The following is a 2,745-nucleotide window of genomic DNA, read 5'->3' on the forward strand; positions in this document are numbered from 1 at the left end:
AACATCGCCGCCGCCCTGCGGCATCACGCACGCGCCACCGACCGCCCCATCAACCTGCTCCTGACAGCGTGATCAACAACTTTGCCGGAGCCCTGTCCGACACCCCGGCAGCACGAGCGACCAACCGGACACCGCCATACCCCAGAGCCCGCGCGTCCGCCCCCAGCACCAGCCGGCGCCGCCGCTCGTCCAGATGCGGCAACAGCCGGGCAAACTTCTCCGCCAGCACAACCTCGACCCCCTCCACCACAACAGCACCCTACGACCCCAACTGCCCTACCAGAAACCGAAGTTATTTTTCGGCGGCTCCCTGCCTGTCAGCCGATCAGCGGTCATTCCGAATGATAGGCAAGAGATACTCATGCAGATCACAAGATGCACGCATAAAAATCCTCTCGTTCGGCTCGAGTAAAGTAAGCGAGACAGAAATCGAAGTCGTCATGGGCATCGGCGTCTACACCATGTCCACCGTCGCCAACCGCCTGACCGGCGCCCCCCTAGACCCCCAGATGAACCGCTTCGCCTGGAACGGCCCCGCCACCCACTGAAACTTCCGCCCCCATCCCAAACCAACAACGGCCCACCACGGCAGACCACACTCACCCCCGAAGCGCCGGCAGCCACTCACACATCCAAGAGGAAAAAATGAAGCCGCTAAACCGAGGACGCGCCAGCGTCCTCGCCCTCGCCCTCGCCGCAGGCTCAGCCTGCCTCACCACCGGCACCAGCACCGCAGCAACCACCTCAACTGAATACACGGTTTACAACAGCGGCTGGGCGGCCCCCCAGACATCGGGTTACGTTGCAGTCAAGTGCCCTTCTTCCTACCCCTACCCTGAGTACGTTACCGCAGCGATCAGTGGCGAAAAGGTGAAGTTGGGCAATTTCACCTCGGCGAACTATCCCGGAACCACAAAGCTGGAATTCTTCAACGGCAACCCGTACAGTAACCCGGCAAAGAATGTCTGGGTGACGATGACCGTCACCTGCTCTTCCCTCAATCCAGGGAGCCAACCGCAAATTGCACTGAAAAAGGAAGTTACCATTCCAGAAAAGGGTCTCATATTCCCCGGAACCGCATCGGTGGCACTCAAGTGCCCGACTAACACGCCTTACTACGCCGGGGGAACATGGAAATTTCCGGATCTGGATCAGATTGAGCTTGACAGCATGTCTGTTAATGATGAGCCTCCCCAAGAAGTGATGTTGAGTTTGAATAATTACAGTTCCTCGCCACAAAAGGGTTATGCTCAAATTTACTGTCGGACATAGCAGCTGTAGGGTGCGCTTCGAAAGTGCTGGTCACAACCACTCGTTGATGGCTGCGACCAGCACGGTCGCTTCGTAGCGAACGGCGAGCTTGTCGTATCTGGTGGCGACCGCACGGTGCCGTTTAAGGCAATTGATTCCGCACTCCACCGCGTGGCGCTGCTTGTAGTCGTCCTTGTCGAACTTCGGCGGCCGGCCGCCGTGTTGAAGTTTCCCCGTGATCTTGGACACTCGATGGTTATGCCGCGAGGGTGTGTTGATGCCGCTGCCTGGTCTCGGCCGGGGTGTGGTAGTCGAAGATCTTGTGCTTGCGTAGGCGGTGGCGGTTGTAGAAAGTCTCGATGAAGGTGAAGACCTCGGCGCGGGCGGTCGTCCGGTCGGGCCAGGTCCGGGTTCCGATCTCCTCCTTGAGCAGGGCCCAGAAACTCTCCGCCGCGGCGTTGTCGAAGCGTGATCCGGTGTGTCCGCAGCTCTGTCGTAGCCCCAACTCCTGTATTCGATGGCTGAATTGCGCCGATGTGTACTCGCTGCCGTGATCGCTGTGGATCACGCATCCGGGCTCCAGACCGTCTCGGCCGTAGGCCATGTCGAGGGCGTCGACGACGAGCTCTGCGCGATGGTGATCGGCCATGGCATAGCCGACGACCTCGCGGGTGGCCAGGTCCAGCCAGCAGGCGAGGTAGAGCCGGCCCTCGGCCGTCGGGAGATAGGTGATGTCGCCGACCAGCTTGATCCCGGGACGCTCGGCGTGGAAGTCGCGGCCGATCAGGTCCGGGGCCGGCCTCGCTTTCACGTCCGGCCGGGTCAGCGAGCGGTGCTTGCGGCGGGTGACGCCGCGGATGTCGCGCTCGCGCATGACGCGGGCGATGCGCTTGCGGTTCACCCGGTGCCCCAGACGTCGCAGCTCGGCGTGGATGCGCGGGACGCCGTAGGTGCGACGGGAGGCGATGTGGAGCACGGTGATCTCGTGGGCGAGCGCGTCGTCGGCCGCCCGGCGGGCCTGCCGAGCGGCCTCGCCCTCGCGCCAGGCGTAGTAGGAGGAGCGGGCCACGCGCAGCACCCGGCACAACAGCACGATCGGGTAGTTCGCCTTCTCCGCATGGATCAACCGGTACAACATGGTCACCGGTCGCTCTCCTTCACGAAGAAGGCCGTCGCTTTTTTCAGGATCTCGATCGTCTGCTGCTGTTCGCGGTTCTCTCTGCGCAGCCGACGCAGTTCCTCACGCTCCGCGCTGGTCAGCTCGCTCGGGGCGCCCTCGCCCTGGTCGGCCTTGGCCCGGCGATACCAGCCGCGCAGGGACTCGGAGCTGATGCCGAGTTCCCGGGCGACGGCGGTGACCGTCTTGCCCGAGGAGTCGACGAGCGCGATCGCGTCGCGCTTGAACTCCTCGGTGTACCGCTTCGTGTACTTGCTTCCCACCTGGTGCTACTTCCTCTGGAACCTCAGGTCCCAGTCTCCAGGTGTCCACGATCA

The 2,745-nt window shown here is 62.6% G+C and carries 4 protein-coding genes and 1 pseudogene; 1 reads left to right on the top strand and 4 read right to left on the bottom strand.

Annotated features, from left to right (window positions below; all coding sequences use genetic code 11):
* Positions 1 to 97: 97 nt before the first annotated feature.
* Positions 98 to 229 (bottom strand): annotated as a pseudogene (locus ACH4ZX_RS40195) (ISAzo13 family transposase); the annotation flags it as partial.
* Positions 230 to 645: 416 nt separating this feature from the next.
* Between ACH4ZX_RS40195 and ACH4ZX_RS40200 the strand changes: the two are divergent.
* Positions 646 to 1,272, top strand: coding sequence for a hypothetical protein (locus ACH4ZX_RS40200; protein ID WP_398283875.1), 627 nt, complete (start codon positions 646 to 648; stop codon positions 1,270 to 1,272).
* A 30-nt stretch (positions 1,273 to 1,302) separates the two neighbouring features.
* On the opposite strand, the gene ACH4ZX_RS40205 is transcribed toward ACH4ZX_RS40200, so the two are convergent.
* The 3 genes from ACH4ZX_RS40205 to ACH4ZX_RS40215 are packed head-to-tail and all read right to left on the bottom strand — an operon-like array spanning position 1,303 to position 2,691.
* On the bottom strand, positions 1,303 to 1,500 hold the full coding sequence (locus ACH4ZX_RS40205; RefSeq protein WP_398283877.1) for a hypothetical protein: 198 nt from the start codon (positions 1,498 to 1,500) through the stop codon (positions 1,303 to 1,305).
* Between the two features lie 7 nt (positions 1,501 to 1,507).
* Entirely contained in the window at positions 1,508 to 2,389 is an 882-nt protein-coding gene (locus ACH4ZX_RS40210; protein ID WP_398283881.1) for an IS3 family transposase, read from the bottom strand.
* 2 nt (positions 2,390 to 2,391) lie between these two features.
* Entirely contained in the window at positions 2,392 to 2,691 is a 300-nt protein-coding gene (locus ACH4ZX_RS40215) for a transposase (RefSeq protein WP_398283879.1), read from the bottom strand.
* Positions 2,692 to 2,745: the final 54 nt, after the last annotated feature.

It is taken from the genome of Streptomyces sp. NPDC020490, from assembly GCF_044335305.1.
Classification (GTDB): domain Bacteria; phylum Actinomycetota; class Actinomycetes; order Streptomycetales; family Streptomycetaceae; genus Streptomyces.